Annotated in this window: 12 protein-coding genes; 3 read left to right on the top strand and 9 right to left on the bottom strand. The window is 37.3% G+C overall.

Annotation, left to right across the window (positions count from 1 at the left end; genetic code table 11):
- The first annotated feature begins 55 nt into the window (after window positions 1-55).
- Window positions 56-1,057 (top strand): LacI family DNA-binding transcriptional regulator, encoded by a 1,002-nt coding sequence (locus CXF79_RS07905; RefSeq protein WP_011044462.1) that lies wholly within the window; start codon window positions 56-58, stop codon window positions 1,055-1,057.
- A 57-nt stretch (window positions 1,058-1,114) separates the two neighbouring features.
- Window positions 1,115-2,107: a glucokinase gene (locus CXF79_RS07900; protein ID WP_011044463.1), complete on the top strand. Its 993-nt coding sequence runs from the start codon at window positions 1,115-1,117 to the stop codon at window positions 2,105-2,107.
- Window positions 2,108-3,004: 897 nt separating this feature from the next.
- Here the strand turns inward: CXF79_RS07900 and CXF79_RS07895 are convergent.
- Window positions 3,005-3,922, bottom strand: a complete 918-nt coding sequence (locus CXF79_RS07895) for a helix-turn-helix domain-containing protein (RefSeq protein WP_101154573.1) — start codon at window positions 3,920-3,922, stop codon at window positions 3,005-3,007.
- Window positions 3,923-4,039: 117 nt separating this feature from the next.
- Between CXF79_RS07895 and CXF79_RS07890 the strand changes: the two genes are divergently transcribed.
- The gene (locus CXF79_RS07890) at window positions 4,040-5,404 is read left to right on the top strand and encodes an MATE family efflux transporter (RefSeq protein WP_101154572.1); all 1,365 of its coding nucleotides are present in this window, start codon (window positions 4,040-4,042) and stop codon (window positions 5,402-5,404) included.
- A 68-nt stretch (window positions 5,405-5,472) separates the two neighbouring features.
- Here the strand turns inward: CXF79_RS07890 and CXF79_RS07885 are convergent, their stop codons facing one another.
- From CXF79_RS07885 to CXF79_RS07850, 8 genes are all read right to left on the bottom strand, one after another.
- Window positions 5,473-5,985, bottom strand: coding sequence for a phosphatase domain-containing protein (locus tag CXF79_RS07885; protein WP_101154571.1), 513 nt, complete (start codon window positions 5,983-5,985; stop codon window positions 5,473-5,475).
- A 59-nt stretch (window positions 5,986-6,044) separates the two neighbouring features.
- A complete protein-coding gene (locus tag CXF79_RS07880; protein WP_232769114.1) occupies window positions 6,045-7,667 on the bottom strand; it encodes a glycoside hydrolase family 30 protein in 1,623 nt (540 codons plus the stop codon).
- Window positions 7,668-7,801: 134 nt separating this feature from the next.
- Window positions 7,802-8,581 carry a sugar-binding protein gene (locus CXF79_RS07875; RefSeq protein WP_011044468.1) on the bottom strand — a complete coding sequence of 260 codons (780 nt, stop codon included), beginning with the start codon at window positions 8,579-8,581 and terminating at the stop codon, window positions 7,802-7,804.
- Between the two features lie 224 nt (window positions 8,582-8,805).
- A complete protein-coding gene (locus tag CXF79_RS07870; protein WP_232769113.1) occupies window positions 8,806-14,598 on the bottom strand; it encodes a carbohydrate binding domain-containing protein in 5,793 nt (1,930 codons plus the stop codon).
- A 536-nt stretch (window positions 14,599-15,134) separates the two neighbouring features.
- Entirely contained in the window at window positions 15,135-15,962 is an 828-nt protein-coding gene (locus tag CXF79_RS07865) for a LytR/AlgR family response regulator transcription factor (protein ID WP_101154567.1), read from the bottom strand.
- Window positions 15,963-16,012: 50 nt separating this feature from the next.
- A complete protein-coding gene (locus CXF79_RS07860) occupies window positions 16,013-17,143 on the bottom strand; it encodes a sensor histidine kinase (RefSeq protein ID WP_232769112.1) in 1,131 nt (376 codons plus the stop codon).
- Between the two features lie 208 nt (window positions 17,144-17,351).
- On the bottom strand, window positions 17,352-18,362 hold the full coding sequence (locus CXF79_RS07855) for a glycoside hydrolase family 17 protein (RefSeq protein ID WP_232769111.1): 1,011 nt from the start codon (window positions 18,360-18,362) through the stop codon (window positions 17,352-17,354).
- Window positions 18,355-19,242: a glycoside hydrolase family 17 protein gene (locus tag CXF79_RS07850; protein WP_011044474.1), complete on the bottom strand. Its 888-nt coding sequence runs from the start codon at window positions 19,240-19,242 to the stop codon at window positions 18,355-18,357. The genes CXF79_RS07855 and CXF79_RS07850 overlap by 8 nt, the downstream gene beginning before the upstream one ends.
- Window positions 19,243-19,260 lie beyond the last annotated feature (18 nt).

Genomic DNA, 19,260 nt, shown 5'->3' with positions numbered 1-19,260 from the left:
TTTTGCCGTTACTACTCAAATTATTTACAATTTAATTGCACAACCTAGGAATAACATGGCGACAATATACGAAGTTTCAAAACTTGCTAGAGTCTCTTTAGCAACCGTTTCTCGTGTGATAAATAAAAGCCCACAAGTTAGCGATAAAACACGCCAAAAAGTTATGGATGCGATGGCAGAGCTTGGTTACCGTCCTAATTCTATTGCGCAATCATTAGCATCAAACAGAACCAATAGTGTGGGAATTTTAGTGTCAGAATTACATGGTCCATTCTTTGGCCAAATGATGGCTGGCATAGAGTCCGAGTTAAGAGCGGCGGGCAAACATGTCATTATTACCACTGGGCACAGTGAAGAAGATAAAGAGAAAGACGGTATCGAGTTTTTAATTAGCCGAAATTGCGATGCTATTATTTTGCATGTAGAAGCGGTTAGCGATGAATACCTCATTGATTTGTGTAAAGGCCACACACCGGTTTATTTAATGAGTCGGTACGTCGATGAGATCAGTGAAAATTGTATTAGCTTAAATAATGAATTAGGTGGATATCTTGCCACCCAATCAGTAATAGAATTAGGTCACTCTGCTATTGCTTATATCGGTGGACCACAATTTAAAGCCGATTCAAAAGACAGATTAGTAGGTCATAAACGAGCATTAGCAGAAAATAATATTTCTTTTAATGACACCTTATATTTTGAAGGTGACTTCAAAGAAAAAGGTGGTAGTGACGGTTTAAAATACTTCAATGAGAGTAACAAAGGATTTAGTGCATTAATTTGTGCCAATGATGAAATGGCTTCAGGCGCGATAACTTATGCCCGAGAGCAAGGACTTTCTCTACCTAGAGATCTATCAATAATAGGCTTTGATAATATCATTTTTGCACGCCATACCTATCCCAAACTAACGACGATAGACAATCCGGTAAATTCGATGGGGCATATGACTGCGAAATTGGTGTTAAAAAATATTTATCAACAAAAGAATATCTCTATTACTCACTTCTTTGAGCCGACACTTATCACTAGAGATTCCATTATTTCCAAAACTTAGCGCTACGGTCATTACAGTTAAAAAATAAATACATTTGAAAGAGAAGTAACACAAAAAATGAAAAATTCACAAGATACTCAAGTAATTAATTTAGTGGCTGATATTGGTGGTACCAATATCAGACTAGCAATCACTGATAAAGACAATAATATCAACGAAATTAAGACTTATCAATGCAAGGACTTTCCACATTTAAGTAATGTGATTTATCATTATTTAAAGGAAAATGGCTTACTTAACTCCCAAGTTAATGCTTGTTTAGCTATAGCTTGTCCTGTTGATACAGACTCAATCTCAATGACAAACTTGCCCTGGAAGTTTTCACAAAAACAGCTTAAGGAAGAGCTTAAATTACATAGTTTAACGCTAATAAATGATTATACTGCTATTGCAATGGCTATTCCGTTATTGAGTGATAAGCAAAAAGTAAAAATTGGTCACGGCGAAGCCGAAAATAAACAGCCTATTGCGGTATGTGGCCCAGGAACTGGTCTCGGTGTTGCTAATTTAGTAAACATTAACAATCACTGGTACTGTTTAGGTGGCGAAGGGGGACATACCGATTTTGCACCGGTAGATGAACTTGATGTAAAAATATTTCAACAATTAAAAACAACTAAAAAACGACTCTCTTATGAACAGTTACTTTCTGGCTATGGATTAGAACAAATATACCAAGCATTAGTAATAATCAATAATCAAGAAGCGACAAACGCTGAGCAAAGTAAGTTATCCGCTAAAGAAATTAGTACTCAAGCAATAGCTGGAACTTGTCCTATATGCCAACAAGCGTTGTCACAATTTTGCAAAATTTTAGGAAGCTTTTCGGGTAACTTAGCATTAACCACGGGCTCTTTTGGTGGCGTGTACATAGCGGGTGGCATAGTGCCTAGGTTTATCGATTATCTGAAAAACAGTGAGTTTAGAGCAAGGTTTGAAACTAAAGGACGTATGTCTCATTTAAACGAGCAGATACCTACTTACATCATTACCGAAAGCCAACCAGGATTACTCGGTGCGGCTGCTTACCTTAATCAAGTTTTCCCATAGTTCAAGTAAGCAGTTGAATTATAAAAATAAAAAGCTCAAGATTACTTGAGCTTTTTTCTTACAAAGACTCGATTGTCAAAGCGACTTAAAACGGCATTTTCATCCCAAATGAAGGTACCTTGATTATTTGTTATTAACTATCATTAGATCTCGTTTTCATTGATGTAAAAAGTATTATTGGTATTCAAATTTCATCATTATTAATCTGCAAATGCCCCCCTATTTGTCCCCTAAAAAAACGGCTCAAACTATTTAAATCAAGTTGCTACTGGCAAAGAGAATAACTTAACGATTCGTATTTATGGTGAAAAATACCGCGTATAATGGCAACAACAAGAACCTAAAAGCGTGATACTAAAATGGTTAAAGGAGCCAATACAAATACTAAGAACGGGTGGTAATCATACCTCATTATCACTAGCTAATATTCGCACGCCTATGGGACACCCTGAAGGATATTTAGACGCTTCGCTGATATATAACATAACTCTTCACAAGCGGTAAGAGCCTATCAACAAGGTAAAGATGCGAGCCCTCATACATTCGATTATCCGGGTATAAACGACGGCGTACACGGTATGGCAATAATTGAAGGGCTGATTGAAAACCATCAGTCTGATGAAAAGTGGCTCACAATAAACAACTAAGTGGAGTATATAATATGAAACAAATTCAATTTCCAAGTTGGGACCCTCTATGTATGGATCTCGCCAAGACAGCTAAACTAGTAGTCAGGATTATTGCGATGAACTAACAGGTACCGCAGCAGAGTTTGATTTAACAATCACCTAACTTTCTACCCACTTATAAGGGCATTTTTTACCTTAAGTTAATGACATTTCCCTTTACGAGATAGAACTTAAGAGCTCTTATAGTAATGATTGTTATACATAAAAATTATCTTTTCTCACCATTTTCAATGTCATTAGATTGAAAATTATTAATCTGTTCCTTACGCCAGCGACCAGGGCTTAAACCATAGTCTTTCTTAAAACGGTGAGCAAAGCTTGCACTATCGCCATAGCCTACTGTGTCAGCTATTTGGTCTAAATTATATTGGGTATAACGAAGTAAGTAGCAAGCATATTCTAAGCGAGTGTGAGTTAATAATTTGATTGGTGTCATTCCCATTTCTTTCTTACATAAACGAAAAAAATGCGGCTCAGACATATGCATTTCTGCAGCTAATTGCTTAACAGTCCAAGACAGTTGTAATTGCTTATTTACACGTCGTATTAGGGAGTGAAACTTTTGTTGTTGCTTTGTTAGTTGTTGCCCCATATTCAGTGTTTGCGCAATTTGATAAACTAAGACTTCTACTAAGCGCAATATAATATCTGACTGATAAATACTTTCACCGTGTTGGAATTCTCTAATAAGTGACATTGTTTGATACAGTCGTTCCGCATTTATACTGGAATAAACTGAAGGATGTAGTTGATGAACAAACTTATATTCAGAGCAATCATGCAATAACAACCAACACATTTCCCAATATTCACCCGAAAGTTCATACAAAAAAGGAGTTCCTGCTGGCAGTAAAACAATACTACCGGGTTTAACTAAATATTCGTTATTACCAAGCTTGATATTTCCCTCTCCTGCATGAGTAGAAATTAAGTAATGAACATGTCCGCTGTTATTTTCATTATTTAAACAAATATTTCCTTTACCTGTTTTTCCAATTTTATACTCTGTTTGTAAATACGACATTCCTGCAAAGGCTATAAGACTAGCTGCTTGGCCTGGTAATTTATCAAAATTAATGAAATCCTCTATACAATCAGGATGAATATTTAAAATATCTTGCCACATAAAATCACCAAAAGGATAGTTTTAAACATGATACATGACAATTTCACTTATGTTTATTTTATCACTATATTTTATAATTCTATGCAATATTCTAGTAAACTATAATGACTAAAACCAATGAGTAATAATGAACCTTCATCATTAAAGCAAAGTATTAAATTAGCTTGGCCTATCTCTTTACAGAGCATATTGGTCACCATGCTAGGTATGAGCGACATTATGATGGTGGGCCACTTAGGTGATACTGCCGTCGCTTCTGTTGGGCTTGGTAACCGAATTCAATTTGTTTTTTTAATAATCTTAGCGGGACTTGCCTCTGGTGTTGGCACTTTATCTGCGCAGCACTTTGGTGCAGGGCAAATAGGTGTGATTAGACAAATAATTGTTAAAACGCTTGTCATTGCTGCCGGAATATTACTGCCAATATTACTGATTACCTTCTTATTCGCTGGCAATATAATGGGTATTGCCACAACAGATCCCAGCGTTATAAGCACAGGGACCAGCTATTTGTGGTTAACAATGCCTAGTTTGATTTTTGTTGTCGTTGTGATGATATTTGAAAATGCCTTAAGGGGACTTGGGCAAGTAATTTTCCCTATGTTTATTAGTATCATCGCCATTATTACTAATATTATTTTAAACTATTGGTTAATCAAAGGTGGCTTAGGTATAGAGCCAATGGGTGTCATTGGGGCTGCTTTAGCCACACTGCTTGCTCGAGCACTTCATGCTTTATTAATACTTACTTACTTAGCAAAAGTTAAGCACAGTATTTTTCCAACAACGTTCTTTTGTGCTGATTTTTATAACAAACAAGCGTGGACTAAATTACTTACCTTAGTTTGGCCAATGATGTTGAGCTTTGGCGTTTGGTCTTTAGGCACTTTTGTATATCAACTGATATATGGACGAATTGGTACACAAGAGCTTGCTGTCATGAGTCTATTAGCCCCTATCGAAGGTTTACTCGTTTCGTTCTTTTTCGGCTTCGCTTCCGCGTGCGCAATTTTAGTTGGTCAGCGTTTAGGTAAAAATGAGTTTTCAAATGCATGGTCTTTAGCCAAGAACTACGCTATTAGTGCGCCAATCATTACCTTTTTACTTGCGTTAATATTACTCCAATATCAATATTTGGTCTTTATGCCATTCAGTAATTTATCATCAGAAACAATCACATTATCCCAAGAAATTTTGGTATTGATTTGCTTTGGAACCTGTTTAAAAGTATTCAACATGACTATTGCTATGGGGATATTGCGTGCTGGAGGTGATAATAAGTATTGTATGTTCATAGATATATCGGGGATGTGGATAATAAGCATACCATTAACATTTATGGCAGCATTCTACTTTATGTTACCCCTATATTGGGTCGCTCTCATCGCTTACTCTGAGGAAATAATTAAAGCAGTTATGTTTATTTTCAGAATGAAAACTAGGCACTGGTTAAAAAACCTAACCGCTGAAAGTATGGCGTAGTTGGCACTACGCTTAATTAACTTAACGCGGTTACTGTCCTTTACTATTAAAAACCTTTTTAATAGTAATCAAAACTTATCTGCCGAGTTTTTCAACTGACTATTTAAATAGTTAATTTGCTTTTGAATTCTTAATGCTTTGGGTTTTATTAATTGTACTTCTTGTTTAATTTCATCTGCTGACCAGCCAAGTTGTAATAGTAATAAAGAAATAACAGTGCCTGTTCGTCCTGTCCCCCCCTTGCAATGTACAGCTACCACCCCTTTATTCTTAATCTCATTCAGGATTCGATCTTTCTTCTTTTGCCACTCTTGATGAAACGCCTCTTGCGGGGCTTCATCATCAATAATGGGGAGTTGTAGCCACTGGATCTTATATTTATGGCAAAGCAGTGGCAGCTTAATGGCATTATTTTCTAGCATTTCTTTATCAAACATTAGGGTAAGCAACATAGATACGCCCTGTTGCTTGAGTTGCAGTATTGACTGCTCAAGGTTAACAGCTTTAGTTCCGGGGCAAGGTGTAAATAATAGCTTTGCCCCATTTGACAGTGCTAAGGTTTCGAAGGGATGTATATTCATTAAATTTTCTCACATTTAATATATACAAGAGCATTTAGTATGCTCTTGTATATAAGCACTTATAATTGAGCTTGAATTGTTTGAACAGAATTAGCAGGAATTGACACTTCTACAAATTGATCACCAATTTGTAGTGAAAAGTTAATAGCTGCTTTGGTTGTGTTTAACAATTGTGTACTAACTAAATTGCTTTTACTCATGGCCGCACTTGCATGCAATGCATCACTATCTAGCCCAGCTAATTGAGTTTCTACTTGCAATGCTTTATCGCCAGGGCGGATCGTTCGGCTAAACTGAGCCAGTACATGATAAATTGGCGTGTAATACACCTCTCCCGTTTCAGTATCTATCATAATCGGTGCACCACAGAAGTTTCCAACATGATTAGGTCCACCATTACTATCGAGTACAATGTTCCAATCAATCCAGCCTTCAAGCCAGTGATCTAAACTCACAATAATGTTTCGGGCATAACGATGCACTGGTGTATAAATTGGGTGTTCTTCTGGCTTTGGTGCCCATGTCGCGGTATATGCCCAATCGGTCGCATTTTCATTCCACCAAAAGTTATCATTATTAAACCAGTTAGACTCTTTAAATCGGATGGGATCTAAAATACCTTCTGGTGCATCTTTACCTAAATCATCAATGGTGCCTTCTGTGTGAATAATCGAAAACTCGGGGAATTTATTATGAACGCGGTCAAAGACTTCTTCGTTAACCTTATTTGTACTTTCATACCAATGAACCGCCGTACCATAAACATACTGAGCCGTTTCTTTATCCGCTAATATTTCATCTGTCCAATGCTCCATTTCATCACGATTTTGATCATAAATGAGTAATTTTACCTGCTCATGAGCACTTACTTTTAATTTTGGTCCCAAATGATCTTTAATAAAAGCACTTTGTGTTTTAGGCGTGAAATGCATACTTTCCCACTGACCACTATTACCATGAGGTTCATTTACCGGAGTTAGTCCCCAAATATCAATGCCTTCTTTTTTATAGGCATCAAGGTATTTAATAAGGTAATCAGCATACGTTGCTCTATATTGCGGCTTTAACTCCCCACCTGTTCCCTGATGGTTATTTTTCGCTGTAGGTTTAATATAATAGTCTTCAATGTCTTTCATCCATGGTGGTGCTGTCCATGCTGATGCTACTATTCTTAAATCTTTATCACTTTGTTTACTTTTAATTTCATAGGCTTGTTTGATCATTGGCAATAAATCGAATTGCTCATCTTTAATACCTGCATGGTCTTGCTGTTTAAAACCATCTTGATCAACAGCGATACTAAAAGACGAGAGTGCTACATCATCTTTAACTGGTGCATAAGAATACTTACCATCCACAGCAAAGTCTGTCGCGCCAATATGAGTTCGAGCAATGGAAAAATTAGCCCCTTTTTCACCATAAATATTTTCCATGACTTCTGCTCTTTTTTCTTTGCTTAAATGCGCAAGAACAAAAGCAGAAGATTCGGTAAAAGAAGTACCAATACCCAATATGTTCTGTTTAATAATATCAGGTCTAATGGTAATCACTTTGCCTTGAGCTTTACCTTGTTGAAAGGTCAAGTTTGGCTGTGGTGAAACTTTAGCACCCGCCTCACTCGTTAACAGAATTTCACTTGTTGTTGATAAATGATAACTAATTTCTTTCGTCTTGTTATTCACTTGAGATCCTTGATCTTGAAACATACAGCCAGTCAACGTTATAGAAGATATGAGCCCGATGAGTATCGCTTTGTTTTTCATGACTCACTTTCCACTATTTAAAGATTTATTAATGGGTAATTTAGTTAACCTATCTACTTGGATAGAATTAACTTGCCAAACATGCCCGCATCTTTCCAACCACGGTCAGGCGATTTACCTGCGGCTGATTCAGATCCAATAAAATTTTCTCTTAGTTCGCTGCCATCGTTATCGCAATAAGCAACCATTAAGCCCATGACTTTACCTGCAAATAACTCAATAGCTTTATTGTTATCGTCCTTTCCTTGTAGAACGTCCTGGTAATTATCTTGATAGATCTCAATGCCTAGCTCCCAGAACAGCTTGTTACCCTGCTGTAACCAACGGCTTTCAACATGGTGTGAATAACTTTGAGCAAGTTTATTTGTCCCTATATCTATCGCTTGATTGTCCAAAGACATATGGTAGGCAAAAGCATTATGGTTATACTGATGATCACCGCCAGAGAAATCTTCGTCTAAAAATATCTCTAACGTGTCATCATCCCAATACTGAGTTAATGGGTCACGATGGGTATCAATTAAAATATCATCCACAATTTCAGTCAAAATATATAACTTGGATTTGCTCCAAACAACTTTGTAGCGGCCTTGAAAGTCTTCTTTTGAAAACTCTGGACCTAACCAACGTTGGTCTAAGTTTTGCCATTTAGCTGATTGCCATATACTTTCGTCAGCGATCCCATCAACTTTAATCGCTTTTCCTGCGTAAGGAGCAAAATATTCTGTTCGTTCAGGAGCATGAGACTCTTTGGAATATGCACTGTGAGCCTGAAAAACAAACAACATAAAAAGTGTTGTTAAACTAACATTTAGAACTTTTATTTTTGTCATTATTATTCTCTCTTTTAGTGGAAGTTCATCCCCAAGACAATCCCTGAAATTAACAACCTGATGATTCATCATCTAATGATGATTTCAACAAGACAACTGTATTACGCTAAAGCGGATTAATGCTGCGGTAAGTTGGAAAGTATGCAGGTAGTTATGTGTATAGACATAAAAAAGCCCTACTGACCAAAAGGTAAGTAGGGCTAGGAAGTTAATAAATTAGCTATTTATTTTGAAATATTTAAATCAGTAATGTAAATTTTATTACCTACACCACCACCTTCACCAAATATCGCTATTTGTGTAAGTTTAGATAAGTTAAGTGGTATATCAGCCACATTGATGCTTACCTCTGTCCAGTTACTATTAACCGTAACCGGTACTTTGAATTCTGCACCATCAACAATAAAATCGATAAAATAAGCAGAGAAGGCACCTTGAGCAGCAATTTTGAAATTAATGGTGCTATATTTAGCCACATCTAATTTGTACTCTTGCACACCTCCATAAGTATCTCCCATTAACGCAAGTACCGCGCCCCAACCTGCACCTTTTGTTAATTCAAAAGCATTTAAGCCATTGTAAACAACATCAGATGTTAGCGTGGTGCCAGTTGACCATTCGCTAATAGTGGTATTGCCATTATGCGCTGAGTCATCTCCATCAAAGATCATATCTGAACTCTCGCCGCTAGATGAGAAGAATACAAATTTATCATCTGAGCTTTCTTTTGCTGGCGTAACTTTACCAGTGTCATAAAGCACCATATCGGTGATATAGATTTTTTGACTAGCAGAGCCGCCTGCATAAACCCCAAACACTGCCATTTGATTTACAGTTGATAAATTAACACCGTACTGTGCTAAATCTATATCAATGCTATTCCAATCAGCGGGATTTGCTAAGCTAAAGCTAACTTCTTGAGCAGTTTCATTTGCACCGACTTTAGAAACAATAGATAACGCATAACGCTCGAAAGTCCCTTGTGAAGCGACTTTAAACTTAATGTTAGTATAATTAGCCATATCAACATCATAGTTATCAACATTTACGCCATCAGAAATATCACCTTGTAGGGCAAGTACTGCACCCCAACCACCACCAGCGGTAAGTTGAATAGCATCTAAACCTGAATAGTTAATTTCGCTTATTGCCGTACCTGTGCTCCACTCACCAAAGATAATGTTGCCAGCAGCACTATTGTTGTCATCATCAACAATTAAGTCGCTGGTGATATCTGCATCGGATGAAATAAAGACAAAGTCATCATTCGTTTCACTATCAAAGGCAATGGCTTCATTTTTAATAAGCGAGAAGTCAGTCACATTAATAGTTGAAACGCCTGTTTGGCCACCAATACCATAGACGGCAATCCAATCAATTGATGATAAGTTCAATGGGATATCAGCAGCATCAATTGAAATTGTTTGCCAAGTTGCAATACTTTGATCTAGAGGAAGGCTAATTTCTTTACTAACTCCGTTAGCTGATATCGCCACTTTAAAGCCACCATCATAACCGCCACTAGTCGCTAGTGTTAATTCAACACGGTTGAATAAACTAAAGTCACCCAAAATACCGTTTTGGAAAGCTAATACAGTGCCCCAGTTACCTTGTTCTGGTGAGTTAGCACTAGAAGTAAGCTCCCACCCCATTAAGCCATCAAAAGTAACGTCAGCTTGAATTACCGTGCCAGTGCTCCATTCACCAATAGTATCTGGGGTAAGGCTAACATCAGTGTCATCCGTAGAAGAAATAATAACAAACTCATCGTCAACTACTGGACCTCCAGTATCTCCACCACCAGTATTTCCGTCGGTATTAGCTTGAATAGAAACACTAACATCATCAATATAAACTGAACCTGCTTCAGCGCCTAAATCAAACAACACCCGGCTGTTATCATCACCAAAACCTGCAATAGTGAACACATAGTTATAGGTTTGCCACTCCGTCGTTAATGCTACGGTTTCCGTAACATTTGTCCATGGATCTGAATTAAGACTAAGACCGGCAATCATACTCCGCGCTATAGATGCTTTTGCTTTAAACGATAAAACATAAGTTTCACCGGGAATTAAAGTCATTATTTGACTTAAGTTAACATCCCATGGGTTACCTGCTACTGCAATATCCGCTTGATAGAAAGTATTATCACCTTCGGTATTAACAGCAACAGCGCCTATCCAACCTTCAGTGCCATTATCAAAAGAACCATTGCTTAGAATTTCTTCACCTGCAACTGGACCAGAATCTCCGTCACCTGTGTCTCCACCAGAGCCGCTATCGCCGCCAGTGTTTTCACCTTGCAAAATAGTGATATTATCTACTCTAAAGACAGCACCTTCACCTTGTGCCCAATCTGGAAAAATCATGATAACGTCAATACCGTTTAGCTCTAAACCAGCATTACTTAAATCGTTTAGTGATATTGCATAATGCTGCCATTCTGCGGTGGGTGTAGATATTTGAATAAGCGCTTCAGTCGTTGTACCACCTTGTTCAACTTTCAAATTCCAGTTGGCATTGGCATTATTTGGTGGCGTCACCAATTTCATGTCAAATTCCAACCAACCGTTATTTAACATCGGTGAACCGTCATACGCTACTGGAATATCCGCTTGAGAGGTATTAAAACCGACGACAGCCGGCGCTGCTCCCATTGAAAATTCAACCACTTGGTCATGGTCGACATCATCGGTAACAATAGCAAAAGTTGTTTCTTCATTACTGCTCCATGCAGGCCAACTTTCATTATTAGCATTATCAAATACAACGAGATCAATTGCTTCACCTGTTGAAGGTTTTATTGGTGTTGGTGCATCACCATCAACTAATGAACCACCCTCGCTAATAGGATCTAAATAACCATCACGAACACTTGCACAACCTTGACCAGTTATAGGGTCAACTGAACACTCATAAACGCGAACGTAATCAAACTCAAAAGCATTGTCAGCATTAAAGGCTGAGGCATCGATACCACCATTATTAACATTTTCAGACCAACTTCCCCCCACGGCAAAGTTTAATATCAAGTGGAAGTCTTGGTTAAATGGCGAATTATCCCAATGGAATTCATTCGCATAGTCAGCAAACCAACCACGGTGTAATAAACCATTAGCATCGCCGTCACTGTCAATATTCACCTGTGACCTTAATTGTGTTTGATATAAGTAACCATCGACATACCAGCGAATTTCGCCTTCTTCCCATTCTATTGCATAAGTATGGAAGCCGTCAGCAGGGTTTGCTTCTCCAGGTAAACTAAAGTGAGCACCACTGTTTGATTGATTTGGCCAGCTACGACCATACCAAAGATTACCATGTACTCCTGCCTCTTCAATACCTTGGCTGTTAACTGTTTTCAAATTAACAGATTCAAAAATATCAATTTCACCTGAATGTGGCCAACCACCATAAACGTCTTCAGTTGGTAACATCCATATTGCTGGGAACGAACCTTGACCACGTGGAGGTTTAGCTCTTACTTCAACTCGGCCATATTTCCAGTCACCTTTATATTTAGTACGTAAACGTGCTGAACTATAAGGTAATGCTTGACCAGATTCTGGTTTAGCAACAATTTTTAAAGCACCATTTTCTACAAATGAATTTTCAGGGTTGCTGGTATAACATTGTTTCTCGTTATTACCACCACCACTACAGTTAACTTCATGTTCCCATTTGCTTAAGTCAATGTCGCTACCATCAAATTCATCGTTCCATACCATCGACCAATCTTCACTTGGCGCGGTTCCATCAGTGCCAGTGTCGCCACCATCAGAATTTTGTAGGATTACACTGATATCATCTAGATAAACCGTACCAGCTTCGCTACCCATATCAAACAGTGCGCGACTGTTATCATCACCAAAACCTGATGTGGTCAAAGTGTAAGTGAAACTCTGCCATTGTGTAGATAATGTTGCTGTTTCAGTGGTATTAGTCCATGGGTCGTGCGCTAGACCAAGACCTGCAATAATAGTACGTGCCACTGATGCTTTTGCCTTAAAACTTAAAACATAAGTTGCATCTGGAACGAGTGTCATTACTTGGCTTAAGTTAACATCCCAAGGGTTACCTGGTGCAGCAACATCTGCAGTAAAGATATTATTATCACCTTCAACAATAACAGTTCCTCCACTCCAACCTTCAGTACCGTTGTCAAAAGAGCTGTTCGTTAATAACTCACCTTCAGTGCCAGTATCGCCGCCATCAGTACCCGTGTCACCACCGCCTGTGCCATTATCGCCACCGCCAGTACCAGTGTTACCACCGCCTGTGCCGTCTGAAAAGCTAATATTATCAAAATAAACCACATTCTCTTGACTACGAGCAAAGTCAAAATCAGGGAATACGATGATTTGGTCAATATTAATGCTTTCGACTGCACCTATGTTACCTGAGAAATCAAAGGTTAATTCTTCCCATTGGTTAACTAAGGTATTCGCTACTTTAATTTCACCTTGTGCACCGCCACTAGCGATAGAAAATTTAAGTCCGACATCACTGATGACTGTTTTATAAACCATAATTTTTACAATGCTGTTTGAAGCATCTAACGTTAATGGTCCGAAATCGCCATGTGCTGATTCAGCACCTGCCCAAGGAGCACTTCCTTGTCTAGCGATAAATTTAGCTACGCTGGTTGATGTGTTTGTACCCGTTGCATCAGGGTTAGTGACAATTTCTACTGCTGGGTTGTCGAGGTTTTCAAAAACATTCCAGCTATAAGCCGTGCCTGTGCCACTAGCTTCAAAAGTGATAGTTTCAATAGTACCGCTAGTGTCGCCATCACCACCCGTACCGGTATCACCGCCACCTGTATCAGCACCATTACCGTTAAAAGTAATATTGTCAAAATAAACCACATTCTCTTGTGCTCTACCCGCCAAATTAAAATCTGGGAAGACGATGATTTGATCTACATTAATAGACTCAAATAAACCGATGTTACCTGAAAAATCAAAGGTTAATTCTTCCCATTCATTGATTAAAGTATTAGCCACTTTAATTTCTGGTTGAGCACCGCCATTGGCAATGGCCAGTTTAAGTCCAACATCACTGATAACGGTTTTATACACCATTATTTTTATGATGCTGTTAGTGGTATCTAGCGTAATTGGTCCAATATTACCGTGTGCCGTTTCAGCACCTGCCCATGGAGCACCATCGACTCTCGCGGTAAACATAGCGACTGTTGTAGAAGAATTTACACCTGAAGATTCTGGATTAGTAACAAATTGTACTGCGGGGTTATCAACATTTTCAAATACGTTCCAAGAAAAGCTTTCGCCGGTACCACCTACCTCAAAATTGATAATTGGAAGACCATTATCGCTTGTAGGTGGAATTGAAAGACAGCCATTGGTATCAACTACAGCATCTACAGCAGTATCTGGACACTGATCAATGTCATCATTTACGCCGTCATTATCACTATCTAATTGTCCAAGTGAGCAACCATTAGCATCGACTAACATTTCAACAAAAGTATTTGGACAAGAATCAAAATCATCTACGACACCATCATTGTCGCTGTCTTGTAGAATGGGAGTATTTAAGTCTTCAATTATAGCTTTAGCAACAGAAATTGTTTCTTTTTCACTTTCTATTTTACTCAATGCTTGAGTAATTTTCTCAATAGACCTTTCAATTTTTCTATTTGATTTTTCAATTTCATTCATAGCTTTCGCTATTTTATTTTCTTTATTTTTACCTTTTGCCTTGGCTATTTTTTCTTCTTGTTTCTCGATCTTTTCTTCATACTTAGCAATTTTCCCTTCTTCTTTAACGATCATCTTTTCTAGTTTATTTATTTCTTTTTCTGATCTTCGAATCTGTTTATTAGCTTTCTTGATTATTTTTTCATTTTTTTTATCAACGCTGCTTATTTTTTGAGTATTATCCGTACCGATATTACTTTGAACAGAACCAACGGTATTGGGCATTGCAAGCGATTGTGGTGCTACCGCAAACATCCCCACTAACGCTAAACTTTTTATTATTTTATTCATCATTTACCTCAATATTTTTGTTAGTGCATTCCAGCTTTATAATTGATAAATAGACATTCAACGTTATCGGAATAATTTGAATGTTTTTGAGCATGACCGTACTAATCGTATTTTTTCACAGTACTGGTTTTCTGTTCGCCTATTAAAATCAATCAAGTAAAGACAATAAATCCTGAAATATAGACGACAATTAATCATCTTATTAGGTGATTAATTAAACAACGACAATGCGCTAACATGGACTTTGTCAAAGACGAATCGGATAAGTTAAAATGACAATGCGCCAACATGGACTTTATCAGCGATGAATGGGAAATTGATGACATCAATTAAAGGATACAGTGAGGCTCAAATTTCAAATATTCACAATTTATGAAATAATTAACCGCAGTAATGATTACTTTTTATAAGGAGTAAGGTGAATATGGGTATGACAGTTTAAGGACAAGCGGTAAAAGCTAGATGCATAAGTTGAATTACCGGGTCATAATTCAATTTAATAACTGTCATCGATTGCGAAATATAGGGATATTCCGCTACCAGTCAGATAAAAAGTCCTTGATCACGTCTCGGTAGTTTCGACTAACTTTGACTTGATCATACTCTCCAAGCTTTAGAAAATATTCGCCTTTGGTATGAGGTATAACTTTTTGAATATAGTTAAGATTTACTATTGTTGAGCGGTGAACTCGTTTAAATATTGATGGATCTAAATCATCTAACAAGTTTTTTAGCGTACTTCGCTTAATATGAGTAACACCTTGAGCGTGAACACAGCAATAATCACCTGCGGCGTCAACCCACTCAATATCAGCCTGTTTTAGCAAAGTAATATCATCTCTATCTTTAATGATTATTTTATGCTCAAGGTTACCCTTGTTTTGGCCTAATGAACTTTGCCCTTGTGAGCTTTGGCTTGAACTAGCACTATTTTCTCTTTCATTAATGGTATCTATTGCACCAATAATTCTTGATTTATGCTCAGTTTCTTCTTCGGTTTCAAAGCGGACAATCGCTCGACTAACTGCCCGAGTAATTCGTTCTTCATCTATTGGCTTAAGAATATAGTCAACAGCATGCACATCAAAAGCATCTAATGCGTATTGCTCAAAGGCCGTTGTAAAAATGACCAAGGGTACAATATCAGATTGGAGTTTTTTAATAACACCAAAACCGTCAACACCCGGCATTTGAATATCCAAAAAGATCAGATCGGGTGCCAAGTCCATTGTCTTCTCAATTGCTTCTCTACCGTTCTTACACTCAGCAATTATTTCGATTTCAGGAACTTTACTTAATTTGGCACGTAATAAATTAAGTGCCAATGGCTCATCATCAACTATTATTGTTCTTAATTTAGGCATAAAGCTAACTAACCTTCATTGAATTATATGCTTGATTAACTATATCAGGTTCAGCCGATATCCAGTGGTAATTTAATGGTATTTTTTAAACCACCAGAAGGTCTAACATTAAGATTATATACATAATTATCGTTATATAACGCTTTAAGGCGTTCATCGATATTACGCAGTCCAACACCTCGGCCTGTTTTACTCTTAATTTTATTTATATCAACACATTTAGCTGCCCCTGTATCACTTAATTCTAGTACCAACATATTATCAATTACATCAGCCGATAAACTTATGACTCCACCTTCTTCATTTTGTGCAATAACATGCTTCATCGAATTTTCAATAAGAGGCTGCAGTAATAAACTAGGAATTAACGCGGATTTTGCTGCTTCTGATATTTTAAAATCTAGTTGAAGTCGCTCTCCAAAGCGAGTTTTTTCTATTTCTAAATAAAGTTTTAATGCTTTTAATTCAAATTCTAACGCTATTTTAGTATCAGGGTCATTATCTAGTGAATAACGTAAGAATTTACTCAACTGAACCGTCATCTGCTGTGCTTTTTCTGCTAACTCAGATTCAATCAGAGAGTTTATCGCATTCAATGTATTACAAAGAAAATGTGGATTTAACTGATACCTAAGCATTTTGATTTTGGCATCTCTTGCAACGGTCTGTGCACTTAACCTTTTTAATTGTTCTGTTTTTGCTTCAGCTTCCTTTTTAAGCATAATTTCATGTTCAAATTGCAACAATTGATAATAGCGAATACCATGATAAAAACCGGCCCAGCAAAAATAAATAAAGATACTACTAAAATACCAACCGCCAAATTGAGTCCAAATTTCATCAGTGCCCGTCAGTCTTATGTAGAGTTCTACCCTAATAACTGTCCAGATAAAAGAAATCAATAATACCGAAGTAATACTAACGAATACACGTATAAAAATGGAGGTATTCCAACACCTCATAAAAACCCAATACAAGGGCAGTGAGAATACTACACCAACAAAAGATTGTAAAAAGGTGTGATTTAGGTGTGCAACATCTATTTGAACATACCAAAGTGTTAAGGAAACTAGACTGATTAAAGAAACAAAAGACCAAAAACAGAACTGTAAAAACCAAAATAGGTAGATAGGATTTTCTGATATAGAGTTGTATTTTTGTTGTAAAAAATGTTCGGACATAGTGTCTCCTGGCGTTTCAACTTATTATGTTACAACTTATTATCAACCGGATCGATCGTAAAATTCCTATCCGTCGCATGTATGACCCACCTTAACGCAAACAGTAAATAATAATAAATACCATTAAGTCATTATCTTAGTCTATAAAAGCAATAACCCCCGTTTAAAAAAACGAGGGTTATTAAATAAGCTACACCGCTAAATGAAATTAGGCCACTTCATCCTTTGTATTAATATTAACGATTGTATCTGCATGAGTTGTTTTTCTGGGGAATATGTCTTTCATGACTAACTTAGGTGTGCGATCAACATAAAACAATCCCCAATGTTTTTCTGGCTCTAGTGGATCTGACGAGCCCTTCCATGGTTCATCAAAAGCTTCAAAGACAAACGTTAATATTTTCTCTTGTGTTGTCCATGCAAGCAATTGTTCATAATAATGAGCCTGTAAGTCTTCGTTAGCATTCCACGGTTCTATACCCCTGCCATTTGATGCCGTTGTCCAACCCGCTTCAGTAATAATCACTGGCTTATCAGGGTAATGATTTGCCACACTATAATAATTTTGTTTGGTATATTCGAGCGCATCTTCCATCGTTCTAAATTCCCATGCAGGATAAGTATGAATGGAAATAAAATCTAATTCAGCAACCAAAGGCTCCAATTTGTACGTCCATGGAACGTAGTTTTCGCAAAAAGTAACAGGTTGTTTAATTTCTTTTTTGATTTGACGAACATAATTCACTAGTCTATCTACTGGCACCATATGATCGGTCCATTCAACACTAGCTTCATTACCGACAGATACTGAGAAAACAATGTCATCATACTTTAATGATAACTCGATCATTTTATGTATTTCATTACAGTTATTCTGTCGGTTAGCACTAAGAGTTTCTTCGCTAAATTCAGCACCCCATGGACAATGAGGGTTACTCATTTCAGCAGCCATATCAACACCGAGCATTACTTTGAAATGTAATGCTTCTATACGAATAACATCTAAAACAATTTCAGCATGTGGTCCACAATCGTAAATACGAAGGTAATTCCAATTGCTTGCTAGTATAAGTAAGTCTTCCTTAACTTCGTCATACGTTGGATAAATGCCCTCTCTTGGATTTTGTCCATCACGATAGCCAGAATAACAAATAGCATTGGCATGGCTTAAATTCATTGAACTAATTGTTGCTACTTTATCACTGTGTTTCTTAAACATATTTCATTTTCCCGTCTTTATCCCAAAGTCCCCAATAAGCACCTACATCGCCTTCATCAGCGACTTTCCATGTTTCATCAAATGATGAAAAATAGAAAATTTCGATACCATCTTCTTCCGCCCATAAGTAAGTATTTATAAAATACTTCAAGGCATTTTCATACGATGGCTCTGCACCTCTTTCAGCAGTACCAACATTAGGCCAACCGGTTTCGGTGATAATGACTCTTTTGCCCTTACCTGCTTTCACGGCACGTCGATACATATCTTTCATATAAAGTAACGCATAATCCGCTGAGCAGCCTTCCCAGAATGGGTAACAATTGGCTAAAATAACATCACAGGCATCGGCTATCCGTGGGTAATCTTCAAATTCAAAGTAAGCATCAACATAACCCACTTCAACATTCGGCAAGGCTTGTTTGGCGCGATTGATATAGTCCAACAATTGCTCTTCCGATAAATCACCACGCAGTAGTACTTCATTGCCTACCGCCAAAATATCTACATGTCCTTCTGTTGCAGCACAAATGGCATTAGCGAGCTCTTTTTCATTGTTTTCTAGATCGCTATCTAACCAAACACCTACCATAGTATTAAGGCCATTGGCTTTTGAAATAGCGGGGATTTTTTCATTACCTTCTGTACAAGAAAAAGAGCGTACCCAATTTATATTGGGCTTAATTATGTTTAAACGCTCAGATATTTGTTCCGCTTCAATTTGTGTACCCGGTCCTTGTCCTTCAACATAGGGACTAAAAGATATGCCATGAATTTTCTCAGTTAAAATATTGCTTGCTAAAGCTCGCAATTCATCAACTGACAAGTTTGAAAAATTCACACCTGCCAATGACATATACTTATTGTATTTACTCGACATTTTGTACTCCAAAAAATT

The sequence above is a fragment of the Colwellia sp. Bg11-28 genome (assembly GCF_002836245.1).
Lineage (GTDB): Bacteria > Pseudomonadota > Gammaproteobacteria > Enterobacterales > Alteromonadaceae > Colwellia > Colwellia psychrerythraea_A.
Note: the sequence above shows the minus strand (reverse complement) of the source record. Positions and strands in the feature narration are given on the sequence as shown.